Genomic DNA, 19,339 nt, shown 5'->3' on the forward strand with positions numbered 1-19,339 from the left:
GCATTGATTACAGATTTACACATTTTTATTTAAGTAATTGGAAAGCTTACTAAGAGTGTTCATAAATTGTTTAATTTCTTGGCTATCTAATTCACTCACTAAACTTGCTTGCCATTCGTTTGCTAACGGAACAATTTGTTTATGCAAACCTACTCCTGCCTCTGATAACGATAACAAGTTTGCGCGTTTATCAGTTAGGTTCGCTTTTGCTGCGATAAGGTTTCTTGTTAATAACGACTTTACTGCACGGGACACCGTTGATTTATCCATTTGTGCCATATCACACAACTGTTTAGCAGTGCATTCACCGTATTGAGCTAGGTTCGCGATTACTCGCCATTGTGGCACGGTTAAATCAAACTGCTTTTGATATAGCTCACTAAATTGCTCACTCATCTGCATTGCAATATTGGTTAATGAGTAAGGTAAGAACTGCTGTAAATCGAGCGTTGGGTGTTTGTTTGTTGTCATTGCTTCACTACTGTCAAAAATTATTTACACAAGTAAATTCAGTGCAGTTTGAATATAGTCTCACATGAGAGTATCTTACCTAAAACCTTTCAGGAGTCTAGTGATGAATAACGAATTACAATATATGACAGGCTTTGGTAATGAATTCGAAACCGAAGCATTACCCGGTGCATTACCTATCGGTCAATTCAGCCCTCAAAAAGTAAAATACGATTTATATGCTGAACAGTTCAGCACAACAGCATTTACAGCGCCGCGTGCTGATAACCGCCGTACTTGGTTTTATCGTATTCGCCCGTCAGTAGTACAAGGTGATTATACACCTATAGACAATGGCCTTATTCGTACCGCTCCTATCACAGAAGTCCCAACGCCGCCGACAATGCTACGTTGGGATCCAATTGAAATTCCTGAGCAGCCAACAGATTTTATTGATGGTTTAATCACCATGGCAGCTAATGGCAGTGCTAATGCACAAACAGGTATAGGTATTCATATCTATGTAGCCAATAAATCAATGCAAAACCGTTACTTTTATAATGCTGATGGTGAAATGCTGTTCGTACCACAACAAGGTGAACTATTACTAAGAACCGAGTGTGGAAAACTAACAGTCCGAGCTGGTGAAATTGCCGTAATTCCTCGCGGGATTAAATTTGCTGTTGATTTATTAACGGACACAGCCCGCGGCTATATTTGCGAAAACTATGGCCATGCCTATATTTTACCAGAGCGCGGCCCTGTAGGAGCTAATGGTTACGCCAATGACCGTGACTTCCACTACCCTGTTGCGGCTTATGAGGATGTAGAAGGTGACTTTGAACTAGTTGCAAAGTTTAATGGCAATATGTTCCGCTGCGATATTGGTCATTCTCCATTAGATGTCGTTGCATGGACAGGTAATAGTGCGCCATACAAGTATGACCTTGCTCGTTTCAATGTTATGAATACTGTGAGTTATGATCACCCAGATCCTTCAATCTTCACCGTACTAACGTCACCATCGGGTACAGAAGGTGTCGCAAATATCGATTTTGCTATCTTCCCTCCTCGTTGGATGGTGGCTGAAAACACATTCCGTCCACCTTATTACCACCGTAATATTATGAGTGAATTCATGGGACTTATTGAAGGTGTATACGATGCCAAAGAACATGGCTTTGTGCCAGGTGGTTCTAGCTTACATAACTGTATGTCGCCACATGGTCCAGAAGCAGATGTATTTGAAAAAGCGTCAAATGCCGAACTTAAACCACAACGCTACGAAAACACCTTGGCATTTATGTTCGAATCGCGTTACGTTATTTCACCAACTAAATATGCCCTTGAAGGTAAAGAGCGTCAGCCTAATTACACTAACTGTTGGCGCACTATTAAAAAACATTTCACAGGTAAACAGGACGCATAATGAAACTTTATAGCTATTTTCGTTCATCAGCCGCTTACAGAGTTCGCATTGCTCTTAATTTAAAGAACATTGATCACGAGTTGGTCACCGTTAATTTATTAAAATCAGAGCAGAAAAGCGACCAGTACCTAGCAAAAAACCCACAAGGGTTATTACCGGCACTAGAAACTGATCAAGGTGTGCTTGCACAATCGCTGGCTATTTTAGAGTGGCTTGAAGAAACACACCCAGAAACACCGCTTTTAACAGGTGATGCATGGCAAAAAGCCCAGATCCGCAATTTATGTTATGCCGTAGCGTGCGATATCCACCCTATCGATAATTTGCGAGTATTAAAGTATTTAGCTAATGATCTTGGTGTTGATGAAGAAGCAAAAACGACCTGGTATAAGCATTGGGTAGAAGTTGGCTTTGAGAGTATCGAAAAGTTACTTGATGAAGCGAACACTTTTTGCGTTGGCGACAAACCAACACTTGCTGATGTCTGTTTGGTGCCGCAAGTATTTAATGCCTTACGCTTTAACGTTGATATGAGTAAGTACCCAAAAATCGCCGCAGTTTATGAGCATTGTAATAAGCTAGATGCCTTTATTGATGCGGCTCCTCAGAACCAACCTGACGCAATCTAATTCGTTGTTATTAAAACTAAAGGCCCAATCATTTTGGGCCTTTTTATTATCTAATTTTTATCTCAGTGCGGAATTAATAACACTCACGTGATTGATCAAATCTAGCCCTAAATCCGTTAAATAGCCGCCATCAGGGCTATCAGTAATGCCTTTGTCATAAAGACGTTTTGCAGCATTTTTTACTGTTTCTTCTGCATCAGAGTGGATTTTAATGCCTTGCATTTGTGAGTCGCGGGGAAACTTAGCAAGCAGGGTTAATTCGTCAATCATATTTTTATTAAATTGCATGTGTTCACCTTTTTATTATCACGTCATTGTGCTTTTATAGAATACAGTCATAAGCTTAGTGTAGATACAAAAAACTGCACAATGAGAGGTGTATTTTGTTTAGAAAGATTTTAATCTTAACTACCTTGTTTATTTTGTTGTTTTCACAGTTTGTTTTAGCAAAGGATAAAGCATTAGTTGTGCTAGATGACCAAGAAGCACTTAACAACCACAAAGTGTGTTGGTATGAAAATAAGCGTTACACCGAAGGCGCTTATATTGCTGTTGGCGATATAACGTTAATTTGTGCAGCCAAACAGCCAAATTTTTCAAACAGCGAGTTAGCGTGGTTAAGACTGGATAAAAACGGCGATATTGTCTATCCAAAACGAGACAAGAGTATAAACGTCAATTAGCTTAAAGACGCTAGATACGTTACTATTACTCAGTTTAGAAATAACCAAAGATTAAGCATGGACAATCAACCAAATAACCCTTTGCACGGTATCAAGCTTGCCGACATCGTAACCCAACTTGAAGAAAAACTTGGCTGGGAAGGCCTAGCAGAGCACGTTGATGTGCGCTGTTTTCAAAATGACCCAAGTGTTAAATCAAGCTTAAAATTTTTACGTAAAACACCTTGGGCCCGTGAAAAAGTTGAACAACTATATATTGATACTTTCTCCTCTCAAAAGGCCGATGATGACGCACCTTTTGAATGGAAAAGTATTAAAAAATAACTGTTAGGTTTCGGCCATTATCACCGAAAGTGACTTCGGTGATACCTCTACCACCAGCTTTTCTGCTGTTTTAACCTCACCATCAATCACATAACTAATGTCTTTTTCTGCACTTACAGAAACTCGTTTAGCATTTGTATGATGGCTATTAATGGCAAAGCTTGTTTGCGTTATGCTTGAAAATACTAATTCAGCAATACTTAACGTACTGGCTTTCGCCTCTGAGTTAGGCGTTAACCAATTAACATCAAGTAAACCATCATTATGATCTGGCTGACCTGCTGATTGAGCCAACAATGTAGTAAACGGCGCTCCATTTGCAATGATTAAACTATTGGTATTTATAGATTGAGGTTCATTGTCGTCTAATGTAACTGTATAATCTTGTGCTTCATGTTCGCTTAGTGCCTGCCAAAATCCTTGTAGATAAGCCAGTTGGCCGGACTCATTTTTAGCATCTCGATGCGCCTTTTCAATCATTTTCTGCTCAAACCCAATTCCTGCTAATAACAGCATTCGCTCGCCATTACATAGTGCGGTATCGATCCGACTTGCCTGTCCCTCAATAATAAGTTCACAAGCTTGTTCGACTGGGATTAATTTAGATTGGATCCCCATTAATACATGAGCTAATGCATTAGCAGTGCCTAAAGGAATAATGCCTAACTTACAGTCGGTATTGACTAACACACTGGCTACTTCTGTCACTGTACCGTCACCACCACATGCGATAACAACATCAGGGTTTGTTTCTATAGCCTCTTTAGCTAATTGAATACCGTCCACATCTTCCGTTGTAGTGTGTACAGTTAAATCATAATATTCACTTAACCTTGCTGTTATCTGCTTTTTCTTTTCTTGCCACAGCTTTGTACCAGAGACTGGATTAGCAATTAAGACAGCTTTGTTTTTAATTAGTAAATCGCCTCGACGATGACGTTTTATTAAGTGACGAAGTTGGCGCTTGTTTAAATTAGCAGTTTCTCGAGTTTCTTTGATTTGCTCCAAAACAGTATGAACATCTGCATCTTTATCTTGGCTTAGTAAGTATGCAGCCATAACAAACACTGAACGTCCGCGACCTAATGCGCAATGTACAACAACACGTCTATCAGCCTTTACTTGATGGTGGATCCAGTTAATTGCTTGATGTAATTGCGCACGAGTTGGCACACTGTGGTCTAAAACGGGGATATTCAAATAGCGAATATTTTCTTGGGTCGATGACCATTCAAGGCCATCAAACTCACAGGTAACATCTAAGATTGCTGTAATCCCTAACTCTTTCATGGTGTCAATATCTGATGGAAAGAGCCTGCAAGCTAAAAACAGATGTTCATTTATTTGTTGTAAGGGAGGCACTTTATCATGCTTACGAGACCAAGCATTGTATATTTGAGCCCCAAGTAAAAAGGGAATAAACGCCCAACGAATGTAAACTGGTATTACACCGTTTTCACGCTTTCTGAAAATTCGCGCAATGTTAAAAAAATAAGCGCCACTGACTAGTAGTAGCGACAATGCAGCCCAATAAAAAAATAGCGCAAAATATACGAGCTCAACTCGAATAGCCACGATTATAAAAATAATTGCCAGCGCAAGATAGCTAATTGCTGCCCACATAGTCACTCCTTGTTATTCTAATTACATAGTACGTTGCAAATTTCACTCCAGTAAAACCGCCTTATTTAAACTTGGTGGCTGTTTAAAATCAGTAACTTAGCGTTCACTTAAAAACCTACACTTTAAGTTTAGGACATTTTTTCACAACTTTATGAATAACTTACACTAACTTACAAATAATTTACATGTAGGTTGCTAACCTAAACAAGACTGCTAGGATAACCAGTAGAAAAATGCTTTGAGTTTTAAATTCACTGGTTATTTTTTATTAAAAATTCTTTTGCATCTAAAACCACCTTTAAAGCGTTACTAATAACATAACAGGAATTATATGGACAACGATGAACTTTTAGCGCTTTTGAGTGCAACAGCAAAAGGTAATAAAAATGCCTTTGCAAATTTGTACCAAAATACGAGTGCCAAACTATTTGCAATCAGCCTCAAGATGCTCGGTAATCGAGCACAAGCGGAAGAGGTTTTGCAAGATTCATTTGTTAAGATTTGGCACAATGCTAGTGAATATCAAGTATCCAAAGGGGCTGTTATGTCCTGGATGATCAGCATAGTGAGATATCGAAGCCTTGACCTTATTCGTCACAACAAAGTACGTAAAGAGCAAAGCCTCACAGATGAACATGACTTAGGGGATGGTTCATCACTTCAAATCAGCTATGAAGATGACTCTAAATTAGTAGATTGCATAGAACAACTTGATCCACAACAAAAGCAAGCTATTCACTTAGCTTATTATAAAGGACTGACTCATCATGAGCTTGTAGATCATATTGCTTCCCCTCTTGGTACAGTTAAAAGCTGGATCAGACGTGGTTTAAAGCAATTACAGAGGTGCTTAACGTTATGAATTATGAAAACCAAAAGCTTATAGACATGTTAGCCGCCGAATACGTACTAGGTACATTGCGAGGTCCTGCACGCGACCGTTTTGCTCGCTTAATGCTGACCTCTACACGTGCCAGAGAAGCAACTTGGATGTGGGAGCAACATTTAAATAATCTTGCAAGTTCAATTGAATCTGTTCCACCAGATGATCATGTGTGGGAAAAAATTATCAATCGCATTGACCCTAATGTTATCCCTATAAATAAACCAAAGAAAACAAATAGGTCATTACTCCAAGCATGGTCATTAATTGCCTCAGCTGCATGTATAGTCTTAGCATTGATTATTTGGCAGCCACAGCAAGAGCTTGCTACTGGATCACAACAAATTGCATTATTTAAAAATGAAACTGAGCAGCCACTGTGGTTTATTGATGTGAAAGATAAAACCTTATCTGTCAAAGCATCAAATGTTCTTAGCCCAAGATCTGATAAAGACTATGAGCTTTGGATGATTTTAAAAGGACAAGAAGCACCAATTTCATTAGGTTTACTACCTAAAAGTGGCAACATAGAACTGATAAAAAATAGTCAATTTAATGCGGACGACATTTCTATTCTAGCAGTCAGCTTAGAGCCATTAGGTGGCTCCCCTAATGGTTCACCAACTGAAGTACTCTACACTACAAATTTAGTAATCCTTTAATATAAAAGCCGTGTTTAACACGGCTTTTAAACTTTTTAAAATATAATTCAATTTTTTTGCATCCAATCTTATTAGGTAAACGTTTTCATTATGACTTAAATTAAAACTAAGGAAAAAGTCATGAAGAAAGTAATACCATCCCTAATTACGATTGCAGTTTGTAGTACCTTATTTACTTCTATATCTGAAGCATCTAGCCATCGTGAAGCGCCAAATATTACGCGCTTTCCAACGTTAGATTCGACAGACTTTTATGCCTTTAACAGTTACGAAGAAGGCCGAGGTGACTACGTAACATTTATTGCCAACTACATCCCATTGCAAGATGCTTATGGTGGTCCTAACTACTTTGCTATGGACCCAGACGCAACTTATAGCATCCATATTGATAACGATGGTGATGCTATTGAAGACATGACATTTGCATTTAATTTCAAAAGTATGTTGCCAAACAATAATATGGGTGTAGCACTTACTGTTGGACCTGAAGGTAATCAAAGAACAGTTGCAGTTCCTCTAAAAAATGTCGGTGGTGTTTCTGCAGGTAATAATTCTGCCGTTAATTTCAGTGAGTCATATACTGTGAGTGTTATTTCTGGCCCACAACGTTCTGGCACAAAAAGCATGCTGACTAACACCTCCAATAGCAGCAATGATTTTTATAAACCACTAGATTACATTGGTAATAAGACATTCTCATCAATGGCTTCATACCAAGAATACGCTGATCAATTTATTTATAATGTCGCACTTCCAGGTTGTGATGGCATGGGTAAAGTGTTTGTAGGTCAAAGAAAAGACCCATTTGTTGTGAATCTAGGCAAAACATTTGACCTTGTTAATTATGTTCCAGTCGAAGGTGACAGTTCGCCTGGCGCAGGCGATGGTGAAGGGTTCCCTGGAGGTATCACTCAATCAGCCGATAATGATGATTTAGCAATGAAAAATGTCACTTCAATTGCTGTCGAAGTACCAAAAGCCTGTGTAACAGGTGAAGGTAATGGCACAATTGGTAGTTGGACAACTGCAAGCTTGCCACAAGCACGTATATTAAACCCGAATGCATCATTTGCTAAACCAGCAGTAAATGGCGGTGCGTTAACACAGGTTTCTCGCCTTGGTAGCCCATTGGTCAATGAGTTAGTTATTGGCTTGAAAGACAAAGATACATTTTCAACATCAGCGCCATCTGATGATACGCAATTTGCTCATTATGTAACCCACCCTTCACTACCTGAGCTTTTAAATATCTTATTTAAAGATGCTGTGAATTCAACGTTGGGTACCAATATTGAAACATTGGCACCTACTAACTTCCCAAGAAATGATTTAGTTACAGCATTTTTAACGGGTTTCCCTGGTGTTAATCAACTTTCAACTGTTACGCCATCTGAAATGCTGCGTTTAAATACAGCGATCGCTGCAACTCCACAAAATGAGCAATCAGCTTTTGGTGTAGCTGGTGATGATTTAGCAGGTTTCCCGAATGGTCGTCGACCTGGAGATGACGTAGTCGACATTGCATTACGTGTAGTAATGGGTCGTTTATGTTACCCAATCCCAGTGAATGGCACAGATACTGATCTTGGCTTGTGTACAGCAGAGGATGCAAGTGTAGGTAATGTTCCATTTACAGATGGTGCACCACTTGATGCAAGTATGATGGATAGCAGTTTTCCTTATCTTGCTACCCCGATTGCTGGCTCTAAGTAATGAGGAAATTAATGATGCGTAATTTAAAACTCTCAAGCATCACACTCATTATTATCACAGGATTATTAACAGCCTGTAGTGATAATGACAAAGATGACAAAAATACGATGAAGCCTGAACCTGTCAATAATGCACCAAGCGCTATTGATGCAATGGTTACAACCCAAACTGAAGTCGTTATTAATGATATGCTTGAAGGCTCAGACCCCGATGGCGATGAATTAACGTACAGTTTAGTGAGTGAACCAAATTTAGGCACCGTAAATGTAAATTCTGATGGCAGCTATAGCTATACACCTAAGCCTGAGACCGTAGGTTCGGATAGTTTTCAATTTGCAGTTAGTGATGGCGTTAATAGTAAGGCTACAGCGACTGTTAGTATCACCATAGAAACATTGCAAGTTGATTTTTCAACCATAGGACGGGCCGCATTTAATCAAGACCCAAGCGCACAGCCCTTAAGACTCAATGGCCGTGAATTTATAAATACGGGTAATGATGCAAATTTTGATGATTTAGTGAACGGGAATTAGTTAAATCTTGGCCACGGATGGCTTTTCTTTGGAGAAATCATGAAATATTTATTTTACATTGCGATGGTTATTAGTGTCTTTGTTCATGCTGAACCTTATACTCCAAAAGATTCAGATGTCATAGCCGTTTCCAGCAAGAAGATCAAAACCGACTTTACTAAAGCACAGCTGAACAAGCTTTTTTCAGAAAGCCAACATGTTGGTAACACCGAAAGCAATCAAGGTATTTTAAAGCGTTACTTAGAGCATAAAGTTACACAGTCCGATGATCCTGATATACATTACTTTTATGCACGACTATTACAACGTGAACATCAATTTGACGAGGCAATTCGGATCCTCAGTGATGTAACCGACCAAGCTCCTCAGCACGTTAATGCTATTTTACTTAAAGCTAATTTATTGATGGTAAAGGGTAAATTTAATGAAGCGCTAGGTCAGTGTTTATCATTGTTTGGCTTGGCAAGCATTGAAACAATATCGACATGTTCTCTAGATGTTAAAAGTCAAAATGGAGAACTGAAACAAAGCTATGAAGGGCTTCAAAAAATAGCGAGCTCTTCATCTATGAGTATTAATACTCGTCATGTACTCGCTGAAATGGCATATCGATTAGGCTATACAGAACAAGCTTTATCATATCTTAGTAACGTTGATTTAAAAACGGCACCTGTAAGTCTAGTGGTTCTTTGGGCTGATGCACAATTAGCTCAAAAAAATGGCTCGGCAGTGCTTTCTACTTTAGCCGTTTTAACATCTGAAAATGCCAACCTTGAAGATGCTATTTTACTGCGTTTAGCACAAGCTGAAAAAGTTAAAAGCCAATCGACTAAATGGCAAGAACAGATGGCAAAGCGAGTAACACTCAGAGAATTGAGACAAGACACCTATCACGCAAGTGATTTAGCTTGGTATTATTTAACTATAAATAGGAATATGACCAAGGCCAAGTATTGGGCTCGAATAAATTGGCAACAAGCGAAACTACAAAGCGATAAACGTCTGCTTGAACTCACAGGGCTCATTAATTGAGGAAATATATGAAAATCTTATCATCTGTCTTTTTAATTCTTTTGGTCTTTAGTTTTGAACTAAACGCTCACCAACTTAGCACGGCATACTTAGAATTAACGAAGTCCGAAAATGAACAATTAACTCTAAATGGTCAATGGAAAGTGGCTGTGATGGACTTAGAACACGTTGTCGAATTTGATAAAAATGCAGATGACGTGATCACTTGGCAAGAAATTAAAAATCAAAAAGGAGCTATTCATCAATACCTAGTTGAAAAGATTAGCGCACAGCAAAATAATGAATTATGTGCAATTAACAGTGAGGGTGATTTAAAGATTGACTCACATTTTAATGAATCATATATCGTTACCCCTATACAAATTAGCTGCCCAAATAGCCAAAGCTTTTCTATAAATTACAGTGCATTGTTCGAAGTCGATGCGAATCACAAAGCCATTTCTGCAATTGGAAATATAAGCCGGGTTTTTACTTTAAATGAACAAACTCAAATTTTTAGTTTTGATGAAACGAGCTATTCAGAAACGTTTATTGAATATGTGCAGCAAGGCATATTACATATTTGGATGGGCACCGATCATATTTTGTTCTTAATTGCCCTATTGCTGGGCTGTGTGTTAGTTCGTAAGCAAGGACAGTGGCAACGTGTCGAGTCTAAAAAACAAATTCTAATTGATACAGCTTGGATCATCACCGCTTTTACACTTGCTCACTCAATGACCCTAACAGCAACGGCTATGAATATCATATCGCCAAACACCCGATGGGTAGAATTAGGTATCGCGCTTTCTGTATTATTTGCTGCAATAAATAATATTTGGCCAATGATTGTGCGTTTAGGTTGGATCACCTTCTGTTTTGGTCTACTCCACGGGATGGGGTTTGCGAGTGTGTTAGGTGAGCTTGGCTTATCAAATGAATACCAGCTAATGAGCATATTAGCGTTTAATTTAGGGGTTGAGATTGGTCAACTGGTTATTTTAGCAATCTGTTTACCACTACTAATGCTACTTAGAAATAACTCCTGGTACAAAAAAGCTATTATGCCAGCAGGCTCAGTGCTAATTGCCATTATGGCAATCCAATGGTCTATAGAGCGCTTTTAATAAGCGCTTTATTCAAAGGGTAACAATAAGGTTTTCATCGCTGGACGAAGTGCTTTTAAAAGCTCACTAATGTTTAAAGAAGGATTAAGCATCTTACGCAACAAGAGCCCCCCCATCACAGAAAACATCACTTCAATACGGGCATTCACTTCTTCAAGTGCGGTACCTTGTAACGGCCCTCTTTCACCAACTAACAATTCGCGCATTGAGTCACGGGCATGGGTATCTGAGCCACGTAGTAAGTTAGCTATTTTTTCATTGCGCGCAGCTTCTGCGAGCATTTCTAAATCAAGCGCACCTTGATTTAAATCGGTATGGCGCTCAACACCTCTATCGAGTCCATCTAGCAACACGTTGACACGATCGCCCGGCTTATCTGCAAACTCTTTAAAGATTGAGAACATTTCTTCCATATCACGCTCAACAATCGATTCTATAATCGCTTCTTTACTAGCGAAATAATTATAGATATGGCCTGCACTCATACCTGCTGTTTTAGAAATTTCAGCCATTCCCGCGCCATGATAGCCCTTACGTCGAAAACAATCCGCTGCAGCACAAAGCACTTGATTACGTCTTGCCTCAGCAAGCGCAGGGTCATTGTGTCTTTTCGTTTTTTGCGTCATGGTTTCTCCAAGCTCTTTTGAAATGGTTAACTTTTACTTAAACAAGGTTTACAGGATCTTAATATCACAGGAGAGTCAAAACAACTAAGATCCTGCAAAACCTTAAATAAATTATGCTTTTGCTGTTTTAATGCACATTTTTTTGCGCATTCCAGCCACCACCAAGTGCTTTATACAAATTAATTTGGCTAGCAAGATACGCTTGTTTACCCAAAATTAACTGTTGCCCAGCACTGTACCAATTTCGTTGCGCATCCAACACTTGCAAGTAACTGTCTGCTCCTTTTTGAAAACGCGCATCTGATAAAGTAAAAGATAACTCATTACTTTGGTACAAATCACTGAGTGCATCTAGCTGATGCATATAACCTTCTCGATCAGCAAGGGCATCAGATACTTCTTTAAATGCTTGTTGTATGGTTTGCTCATAGCTAGTAAGCGCCATTTCTTGTTGTGCCTTTGCAACATCGAGATTGGCTTGATTACGACCCATATTAAAGATAGGTAAGTTAATCGATGGTACAAAACTCCATGTACCTGAGCCCGAATCAAAAAGATTACTCAAATCAGCAGAGGCCGTTCCGGCATTGGCGGTTAAACTTATACTCGGATAGAATGCCGCTTTTGCCACACCAATATTTGCATTAGCTGCCAATAAATCATGCTCAGCGGCCTTAATGTCTGGTCGTTGCGTCAGTAACTCTGACGGCAACCCCACAGGCACATCCGGTAAGTTCAGTACATCATCTATATTTTGATTAGGTAGTAAATCAGCAGTGACGGTTTTACCCACTAGAAAATCGAGAGCATTTTTATCACGCTTTAGTAAGCGCTGATAGTTTGCAATATCGACCTTAGCGGTTGCTACTGTACTTTCCAGTTGCGATAGCGTTAACTGAGACGCAGCGCCAAGAGCAAATGTTTTACGGGTTAGTTCTAAAGACTCCTGCTGAGACTTTAAAGTCTCGTTTGCAAGCGCCAATAGCTCTTTATCCGTCGCATAGTTAAGCCACGCATTCACTAATTCCGAAATCAAGCTAATGCGCACACTGGTTAAACTGTATTCAGCGGCATAGAGGTTTTGTAAAGCTTGCTCTGATTGGTTGCGCACTTTGCCCCAAAGATCAATTTCGTAAGCAGTTAAGCCAACAGTCGCTGAATAGTTTTCAGAAATAGTCGCTTGACCAGTACCAGATAAATCTGCCGGAAGACGCTGACGGGTTCCCGATGCATTTAAATCAATGCTTGGGTAAAGCGCAGAATCTTCAATCTGATACATCGCTCTTACCTGCTGCACATTAAGTGCAGCAGTTTTAATGTCTTTGTTGTTTTCAAGTGTTAGTGCGATCAATTGTTGCAGCTGAGTATTAGTGAAAAATGACTGCCAATTAAGTTCATTGATATCACCTGCAGTACCTTGAACATCATAGTTTTGAGCAACGGGTAATTCACGTTGCTCCATATCTGGCGCCATATTACAGGCAGATAACATAAGTGCAGCAACAGACACTGAGATAAGTTTAGCTTTCATTATGCCTGCTCCTCTTTGGTTGACTTTGTTTTGCCAGGGAATACACGGCGCACCAATACAAAGAACAATGGCACAAACAACACAACGATGGTCGATGACGCAAGAGTACCGCCAATAACAGCAATACCTAGTGCGTTTTGTGCACCCGAACCTGCACTTGATGCAATTGCAAGTGGTAGTACACCACACACAAATGCCATTGATGTCATAAAGATTGGACGTAAACGAAGGCGAATAGCAGCAACAGCAGCATCGACAAGTTTCATACCCTCGTCCATTTTATGAATCGCAAACTCTACAATTAAGATGGCATTTTTTGATGCCAGACCAATAGTGGTTAATAGACCCACTTGTAGATAAATATCATTTGATAAATTAAATACAAATGAGGCAATCGACGCACCAAATACCCCAAGCGGTACAATTAGCATAACCGCCGCAGGCACTGACCAGCTCTCGTATAACGCCGCTAAACAAAGGAATACAACCAACAATGAAAGTGCATAAAGTAATGGTGCTTGACCACCGCTTAAACGCTCTTCATATGAAATACCTGTCCATTCGAACGCCACACCTGGCGGTAACTTCTTAACCATTTTCTCAACTTCGGCCATCGCTTGACCTGTACTATAACCCGGTGCAGCGGCACCTTGGATTTCCATCGCTGAAAAACCGTTATAACGCTCAAGACGCGGCGAGCCATAAGTCCAATAAGATTGAGCAAACGCAGTGAATGGCACCATATCGCCATTGGCATTGCGCACGTACCACTTGTCTAAATCTTCTGGCACCATGCGTGATTCAGGCGTACCTTGTAAATACACTTTTTTAACACGACCACGGTCAATAAAGTCATTTACATAGCGACTACCCCAAGCCGTTGATAACGTATTATTGATATCTGCTTGAGTCAGACCTAATGCTTCAGCTTTGGCTAAGTCAATATCAAGCTCCAGCTCTGGTTTATCTTCTTGACCATTTGGGCGCACACCCGATAACACAGGGTTTTGTGCCGCCATACCTAAAAACATGTTTCGAGCTTCAAGTAGTTTGTCATGCCCTAAACCAACACGGTCTTGTAGGTATAAAGTGAAACCATTTGCAGTACCAAGCTCAACAACCGCAGGCGGTGGGAAAGCAAACACAAATGCTTCTTTAATGGTTGAGAAGTATCCCATGGCTTTACCAGCAACAGCGCCTACTGATAAATCAGGGCGTTGACGTTCATCCCAGTGTTTCAAGCCAACAAAGCCGATTGCTGCGTTTTGCCCAGAACCTGCAAAGCTGAAACCTGTTACCGTAAAGATAGATTTAACCGCTTCTGATTGATCTTCTAAGAAGTGGTGTTCCATCTTTTCAACAACTTTTAAGGTTTGTTCTGTTGTTGCTCCAGCTGGTAGGCTTACTTGGTTAAACAAAATACCTTGGTCTTCATCTGGTAAGAATGCCGATGGTAATTGTGAGAAAATAAACACCATGCCACCCACGATTAAACCGTAAATAAGTAAATAGCGTTTACTGTGTTTGATCATACGAGACACAAAACCTTGTGTACCCGAGTTTGTTTTATCAAAACCACGGTTAAAACCAAGGAAGAAACGACCAAATAAAGACTTATCATTATGAACATGACTTGGTTTTAGCATTGTTGCACAAAGGGCCGGCGTTAGAATTAACGCAACCAGCACTGATAAACTCATTGCCGTTACCAAGGTGATTGAGAACTGACGATAAATAACACCTGTAGAGCCCGGGAAGAACGCCATAGGCACAAATACTGCCGAGAGCACCATGGCAATACCCACAAGCGCGCCTTTGATTTCATCCATTGATTTACGTGTCGCTTCAAGAGGAGACAAGTTCTCTTCGGTCATTACACGTTCAACGTTTTCAACAACAACGATCGCATCATCAACCAGTAGACCAATGGCAAGGACCATAGCAAACATGGTGAGAGTATTAATTGAGAAGCCAAACACTTGTAAGATGGCAAACGTACCTAGCAATACAACAGGTACTGCAATAGTTGGAATAAGTGTTGCTCTGAAGTTCTGTAAGAATAAGTACATGACCAAGAATACCAGCACAACAGCTTCAATTAGAGTGCTAACTACTTTCTCAATTGAAAGTGATACGAACGGCGTTGTATCGTAAGGTACAACGGTTGTTAAACCTTCAGGAAAGAAAGGCTCAAGTTCTGCAAGTGCCGCTTTTACGCCATCAGCTGTATCAAGCGCATTAGCACCACTTGCAAGCTTAACACCTAAACCTGATGCCGGTTTGCCGTTAAAACGAGCGACAACACCATAGTTTTCACCGCCTAATTCAACATCGGCAACGTCACTTAAACGAACAACAGAGCCATCAGCATTGGTTTTTACAAAGATATTTCTAAATTGCTCAGGTGTTTGTAAGCGGCTTTGCGCAGTCACTGTTGCATTCAGTTGTTGGCCACTCACTGCTGGCAAGGCACCAAGTTGACCTGCCGACACCTGTGCATTTTGGGCACTGATTGCAGCGCTAATATCAGCAGGAGTTAATGAGTACTTAAGTAATTTAGCTGGATCTAACCAAATACGCATTGCATATTGAGAGCCAAAAAGTTGTACTTCACCCACCCCGTTAACACGAGAAATAATATCAAGTACGTTAGATGAAACATAGTCACCGATATCGATGTTGTTCATGCTACCGTCTTCAGATACAAAGCCTACAACCATTAAGAAGTTACGTGCAGATTTAGCAACCGAGACACCTTGACGTTGTACTTCCTCTGGTAATAAAGGTGTTGCAAGCGACAATTTGTTTTGCACTTGAACTTGTGCGATATCAGGGTCGGTATCTGCACTAAAGGTTAACGTTAAAGTCGCAGAGCCGTTCGATTCAGAGGTTGACGACATGTAGAGCAAGCCATCGAGCCCTTTCATTTTTTGTTCAATAACCTGTGTAACCGTATCTTCTAAAGTACGGGCCGACGCACCAGGGTATGAGGCTTGAATACTAATTGCAGGCGGTGCAATTGATGGATACTGCGCAACCGGCAAACTTCTAATTGCTAAGATACCTGCCAGCATAACAACGATAGCAAGTACCCATGCAAATATGGGCCGATCAATAAAAAATCGTGACATTAAGTTTCTCCGTTACTGGCTGTTAGCTACTGATTCTGCTGGCATTGCGTTTACTGGGGCTCCTGGACGGATTTTCTGTAAACCTTCAACAATCAGCTTATCGCCATTATTTAGGCCATCTGTCACTAACCAGTTTGAGCCTACAGTACGGTCAGTTTTAAGTACGCGCGCTTCAACGGTGTTATCTTTACTTACGACCATGGCAGTAGGTTCACCTTTGGTGTTTCTGCTCACACCACGTTGTGGTGCTAAAATCGCATCACTTTTCACACCTTCAACAATCACTGCGCGAACATACATACCCGGTAGAAGTAATTTTTCAGGGTTAGGAAATTCAGCACGTAAAGTCACAGAGCCAGTACTTGGATCAACGGTTACTTCAGAAAATTGTAATGTGCCTTTGTGTTGATAAGTGCTGCCATCTTCCATTTTTAATTCAACTTTTGAATGTAAAGCGGCATCTTTATTAAGTTCACCTGCGGCGATAGCTTTTTTCAAACGTGTTAGTTCACTGCTTGACTGTGTTAAATCAACGTAGATTGGATCAAGCTGAGTGATAGTAGCTAATGCTGTTGCTTGATTAGCGCTAACAAGGGCACCGGCAGTGACATCCGATTTACCAATTTGACCACTAATTGGTGCTAACACTTTGCTGTAGTTTAAATTAATTTCAGCGGTTTTAAGCTGTGCTTGAGCAGTCAATAAGTCGGCTTTTGCACTTTTGTATGCCGCATCCGCTTCATCATAATCTTGCTGACTGACAGCTTTGATATTCAATAGCTCTTTATAGCGTTCAGCTTTTGCTTTGGCATTAGCAATACTTGCTTGAGCTTTAGTAATAGCGGCTTTGCTGGTAGCGACCTCTGCTTCAAATGTAGATGGGTCAATTTGATATAAGGCTTGGCCCTTTTCTACTTCAGCACCTTCAACGAACATACGAGACTGAATAATACCGTTAACCTGTGGACGAATTTGCGCGATACGTGAAGCAGCCACACGACCTGGCAATTCTTTAGTTAGCGTAAGTGGTTTGCTTTGCATCTCAATAACACCAACAGGTACAGCTTGAGCTGCCTGCGATTGCCCTTGAGCCGATTCTGATTGGCCGCAGCCTGATAATAAAACAGCACCAGCCAAAGCTGACACTGCAAAAAATGGAATGCGAGAGCGCTGCATGTGTAGTTCCTTAATTTAGAGTGAACGATCATTCTAAACTAAACAAGGCACAGATCAACCACCTTTAAGTATCTTTACATTAAATATTTTGCTTGCTTTGCAGTGTGTTTTTTGTGCAACAAATAAGTTGCTAATTGAATAATTTAGCAGCTAGTTAAGAAAATCATTTTAAAACTATCAGTTAGAACTGCTTGATTAGTCACCTAAGCACATACCCATTGCTCGGGCACTGCTTATTAATGAATGCTCTAAAGGGATAACACGATATTCAGAAGTTGCGGCTTTTAAACTGATTGGTTTAATTTCACCCTCTTTACTTACGGGGATAAAACCAAACTGGCCTTTCTTAACAAGTTCGAATGCTTGCACCCCAAACTCTGCTGCAAGCACCCTATCAAACGCATTGGGTGTGCCACCACGTTGAATATGCCCTAACACAGTAACTCTTACATCAAGGTCAAGTGCAATACGGATCTGTGAGGCTAGTTGCTCAGCAATTCCACCTAGCACTGGGTTTTCGTAGCCAAACTCACTTGATTGTTTACTTACAACACTTCCTGCAACAGGTTTAGCTCCCTCTGAAATAACGATATTTGCAAATCCATGGCCATTATCAAAACGTGATTTAAGTTTTGCTTTAATCGCTTCAATATCGTAGGGAATTTCAGGAATAAGTGCTACTTCACCGCCTGCTGCAATTGCTGAATGTAAACAAATCCAACCCGCATCACGACCCATAACTTCCGTCACAATAACTCGATTATGACTTTGCGCAGTTGGTATTAATCGATCAATGGCTTCTGTTGCAGTGTCAACGGCAGTTTGAAAACCAATTGTGTAATCAGTGCCATATAAATCATTATCAATGGTTTTTGGCACGCCTACGATATTTAAGCCATGCTCAAATAAATGCTGAGAGATTCTGTGAGAACCATCGCCCCCGATATTAATGACTGCATCAAACCCCAATTGTTTCACAATACTTATTAACTCATCTGAACGGTCAATAAATACTTGCTCGCCTGCTATCTCTGCAGGAAATGCGGTAGGATTCCCTTTATTAACTGTTTCTAGAATTGTGCCGCCACGAACATGAATACCGGCCACTACTTCACTAGTTAAGTGAATAATATCATTTGGCTTTTCAAGAACACCACAGTAAGCTCTTCGGCTTCCATATACCTGCCAATTGCCATCATGTTCGGCTGCTTTAACCACAGCTCTGATCACCCCATTTAGCCCAGGGCAATCACCCCCACTTGTTAATAGCAGTAATTTTTTCATTCTATGACCAACTTCGTTCACTGATTAATTAGAGATTAGCTTATATGTTGAACTTTCGCGTATGACTTACATCAACTAAAGTTCGGTTTTTTATGATTAGAAAACAGAGCCACAAAAATTATTAATAATAGATACTTAGGCAAACTTGCAAGCAAAGTCGTATTATCAAAATTTGCAGAAAAGGTGTTAACAGCAAAATATAAATGCAGTGCTAAAAAAGGTGTCAGTAATATAAAATATGAATACGCTTTGTCTTTTAGGTAGAGGCATTTACTTAATAATAAGAACACAAAAAGTAATGCTATTAGTGGGATACCTAACGTAACAATATCAATCACTGTTAAAGCAAATTTAGGTGACAAATCATAAAGAGGTGTAAGAATTTCGCTAGGGATCGCTAAAGCTGAGCCAACCCCTACTAATGGAATAGATAAATAAGCAAACAAACAGCCAAAAATAAATAAAAGTAGTAGATTATATTTCATTAACTCATTCCATGATTTGTTCGTTATTAGTGTTACGCT

Annotated in this window: 19 protein-coding genes; 10 read left to right on the forward strand and 9 right to left on the reverse strand. The window is 40.0% G+C overall.

Annotated elements, in window-relative coordinates:
• Window positions 1–15: 15 nt before the first annotated feature.
• A complete protein-coding gene (locus AAEU31_RS03730; RefSeq protein ID WP_421966482.1) occupies window positions 16–471 on the reverse strand; it encodes a MarR family winged helix-turn-helix transcriptional regulator in 456 nt (151 codons plus the stop codon).
• 103 nt (window positions 472–574) lie between these two features.
• Here AAEU31_RS03730 and hmgA point away from each other — a divergent pair, with 103 nt between their 5' ends.
• Together hmgA and maiA are read left to right on the forward strand one after the other, a co-directional pair.
• Window positions 575–1,879: a homogentisate 1,2-dioxygenase gene (gene hmgA, locus AAEU31_RS03735; protein WP_421966483.1), complete on the forward strand. Its 1,305-nt coding sequence runs from the start codon at window positions 575–577 to the stop codon at window positions 1,877–1,879.
• Entirely contained in the window at window positions 1,879–2,508 is a 630-nt protein-coding gene (gene maiA / locus AAEU31_RS03740) for a maleylacetoacetate isomerase (RefSeq protein ID WP_421966484.1), read from the forward strand. Before hmgA ends, maiA begins: the two co-directional genes overlap by 1 nt.
• A gap of 57 nt (window positions 2,509–2,565) precedes the next feature.
• Here maiA and AAEU31_RS03745 read toward each other — a convergent pair whose 3' ends face one another.
• The gene (locus AAEU31_RS03745) at window positions 2,566–2,796 is read right to left on the reverse strand and encodes a TIGR02647 family protein (RefSeq protein WP_105180290.1); all 231 of its coding nucleotides are present in this window, start codon (window positions 2,794–2,796) and stop codon (window positions 2,566–2,568) included.
• Window positions 2,797–2,891: 95 nt separating this feature from the next.
• Here AAEU31_RS03745 and AAEU31_RS03750 point away from each other — a divergent pair, with 95 nt between their 5' ends.
• Together AAEU31_RS03750 and AAEU31_RS03755 are read left to right on the forward strand one after the other, a co-directional pair.
• Window positions 2,892–3,191, forward strand: a complete 300-nt coding sequence (locus AAEU31_RS03750) for a DUF1496 domain-containing protein (RefSeq protein ID WP_421966485.1) — start codon at window positions 2,892–2,894, stop codon at window positions 3,189–3,191.
• Between the two features lie 57 nt (window positions 3,192–3,248).
• Window positions 3,249–3,515 carry a VF530 family protein gene (locus tag AAEU31_RS03755; RefSeq protein WP_105180288.1) on the forward strand — a complete coding sequence of 89 codons (267 nt, stop codon included), beginning with the start codon at window positions 3,249–3,251 and terminating at the stop codon, window positions 3,513–3,515.
• A gap of 3 nt (window positions 3,516–3,518) precedes the next feature.
• Here the strand turns inward: AAEU31_RS03755 and AAEU31_RS03760 are convergent, their stop codons facing one another.
• Entirely contained in the window at window positions 3,519–5,138 is a 1,620-nt protein-coding gene (locus AAEU31_RS03760) for a diacylglycerol kinase family protein (RefSeq protein ID WP_421966486.1), read from the reverse strand.
• A 331-nt stretch (window positions 5,139–5,469) separates the two neighbouring features.
• Here AAEU31_RS03760 and AAEU31_RS03765 point away from each other — a divergent pair, with 331 nt between their 5' ends.
• From AAEU31_RS03765 to AAEU31_RS03790, 6 genes are all read left to right on the forward strand, one after another.
• Window positions 5,470–6,000 (forward strand): sigma-70 family RNA polymerase sigma factor, encoded by a 531-nt coding sequence (locus tag AAEU31_RS03765; RefSeq protein ID WP_421966487.1) that lies wholly within the window; start codon window positions 5,470–5,472, stop codon window positions 5,998–6,000.
• Window positions 5,997–6,683, forward strand: coding sequence for an anti-sigma factor (locus AAEU31_RS03770; RefSeq protein ID WP_421966488.1), 687 nt, complete (start codon window positions 5,997–5,999; stop codon window positions 6,681–6,683). Before AAEU31_RS03765 ends, AAEU31_RS03770 begins: the two co-directional genes overlap by 4 nt.
• Before the next feature lie 120 nt (window positions 6,684–6,803).
• Window positions 6,804–8,396 carry a DUF4331 domain-containing protein gene (locus AAEU31_RS03775; RefSeq protein WP_421966489.1) on the forward strand — a complete coding sequence of 531 codons (1,593 nt, stop codon included), beginning with the start codon at window positions 6,804–6,806 and terminating at the stop codon, window positions 8,394–8,396.
• Between the two features lie 11 nt (window positions 8,397–8,407).
• Window positions 8,408–8,929: a cadherin-like domain-containing protein gene (locus AAEU31_RS03780; protein ID WP_421966490.1), complete on the forward strand. Its 522-nt coding sequence runs from the start codon at window positions 8,408–8,410 to the stop codon at window positions 8,927–8,929.
• A gap of 39 nt (window positions 8,930–8,968) precedes the next feature.
• Entirely contained in the window at window positions 8,969–9,961 is a 993-nt protein-coding gene (locus AAEU31_RS03785) for a tetratricopeptide repeat protein (protein ID WP_421966491.1), read from the forward strand.
• A gap of 8 nt (window positions 9,962–9,969) precedes the next feature.
• A complete protein-coding gene (locus tag AAEU31_RS03790) occupies window positions 9,970–11,067 on the forward strand; it encodes a HupE/UreJ family protein (protein WP_421966492.1) in 1,098 nt (365 codons plus the stop codon).
• 8 nt (window positions 11,068–11,075) lie between these two features.
• Here AAEU31_RS03790 and AAEU31_RS03795 read toward each other — a convergent pair whose 3' ends face one another.
• The 6 genes from AAEU31_RS03795 to AAEU31_RS03820 form a co-directional block, all read right to left on the reverse strand.
• Complete coding sequence (locus AAEU31_RS03795) at window positions 11,076–11,693, reverse strand: TetR/AcrR family transcriptional regulator (protein ID WP_421966493.1); 618 nt, start codon at window positions 11,691–11,693, stop codon at window positions 11,076–11,078.
• Between the two features lie 127 nt (window positions 11,694–11,820).
• The gene (locus AAEU31_RS03800; protein ID WP_421966494.1) at window positions 11,821–13,224 is read right to left on the reverse strand and encodes an efflux transporter outer membrane subunit; all 1,404 of its coding nucleotides are present in this window, start codon (window positions 13,222–13,224) and stop codon (window positions 11,821–11,823) included.
• Complete coding sequence (locus tag AAEU31_RS03805) at window positions 13,224–16,355, reverse strand: efflux RND transporter permease subunit (RefSeq protein ID WP_253038967.1); 3,132 nt, start codon at window positions 16,353–16,355, stop codon at window positions 13,224–13,226. Before AAEU31_RS03805 ends, AAEU31_RS03800 begins: the two co-directional genes overlap by 1 nt.
• A 12-nt stretch (window positions 16,356–16,367) precedes the next feature.
• The gene (locus tag AAEU31_RS03810) at window positions 16,368–17,531 is read right to left on the reverse strand and encodes an efflux RND transporter periplasmic adaptor subunit (RefSeq protein ID WP_421966495.1); all 1,164 of its coding nucleotides are present in this window, start codon (window positions 17,529–17,531) and stop codon (window positions 16,368–16,370) included.
• A 195-nt stretch (window positions 17,532–17,726) separates the two neighbouring features.
• Window positions 17,727–18,815, reverse strand: coding sequence for a 6-phosphofructokinase (locus AAEU31_RS03815; RefSeq protein WP_421966496.1), 1,089 nt, complete (start codon window positions 18,813–18,815; stop codon window positions 17,727–17,729).
• A gap of 71 nt (window positions 18,816–18,886) precedes the next feature.
• A complete protein-coding gene (locus AAEU31_RS03820; protein ID WP_421966497.1) occupies window positions 18,887–19,300 on the reverse strand; it encodes a hypothetical protein in 414 nt (137 codons plus the stop codon).
• Window positions 19,301–19,339: the final 39 nt, after the last annotated feature.

Origin of the sequence: Pseudoalteromonas thalassia (genome assembly GCF_049257215.1) — a bacterium.
Classification (GTDB): domain Bacteria; phylum Pseudomonadota; class Gammaproteobacteria; order Enterobacterales; family Alteromonadaceae; genus Pseudoalteromonas; species Pseudoalteromonas lipolytica_C.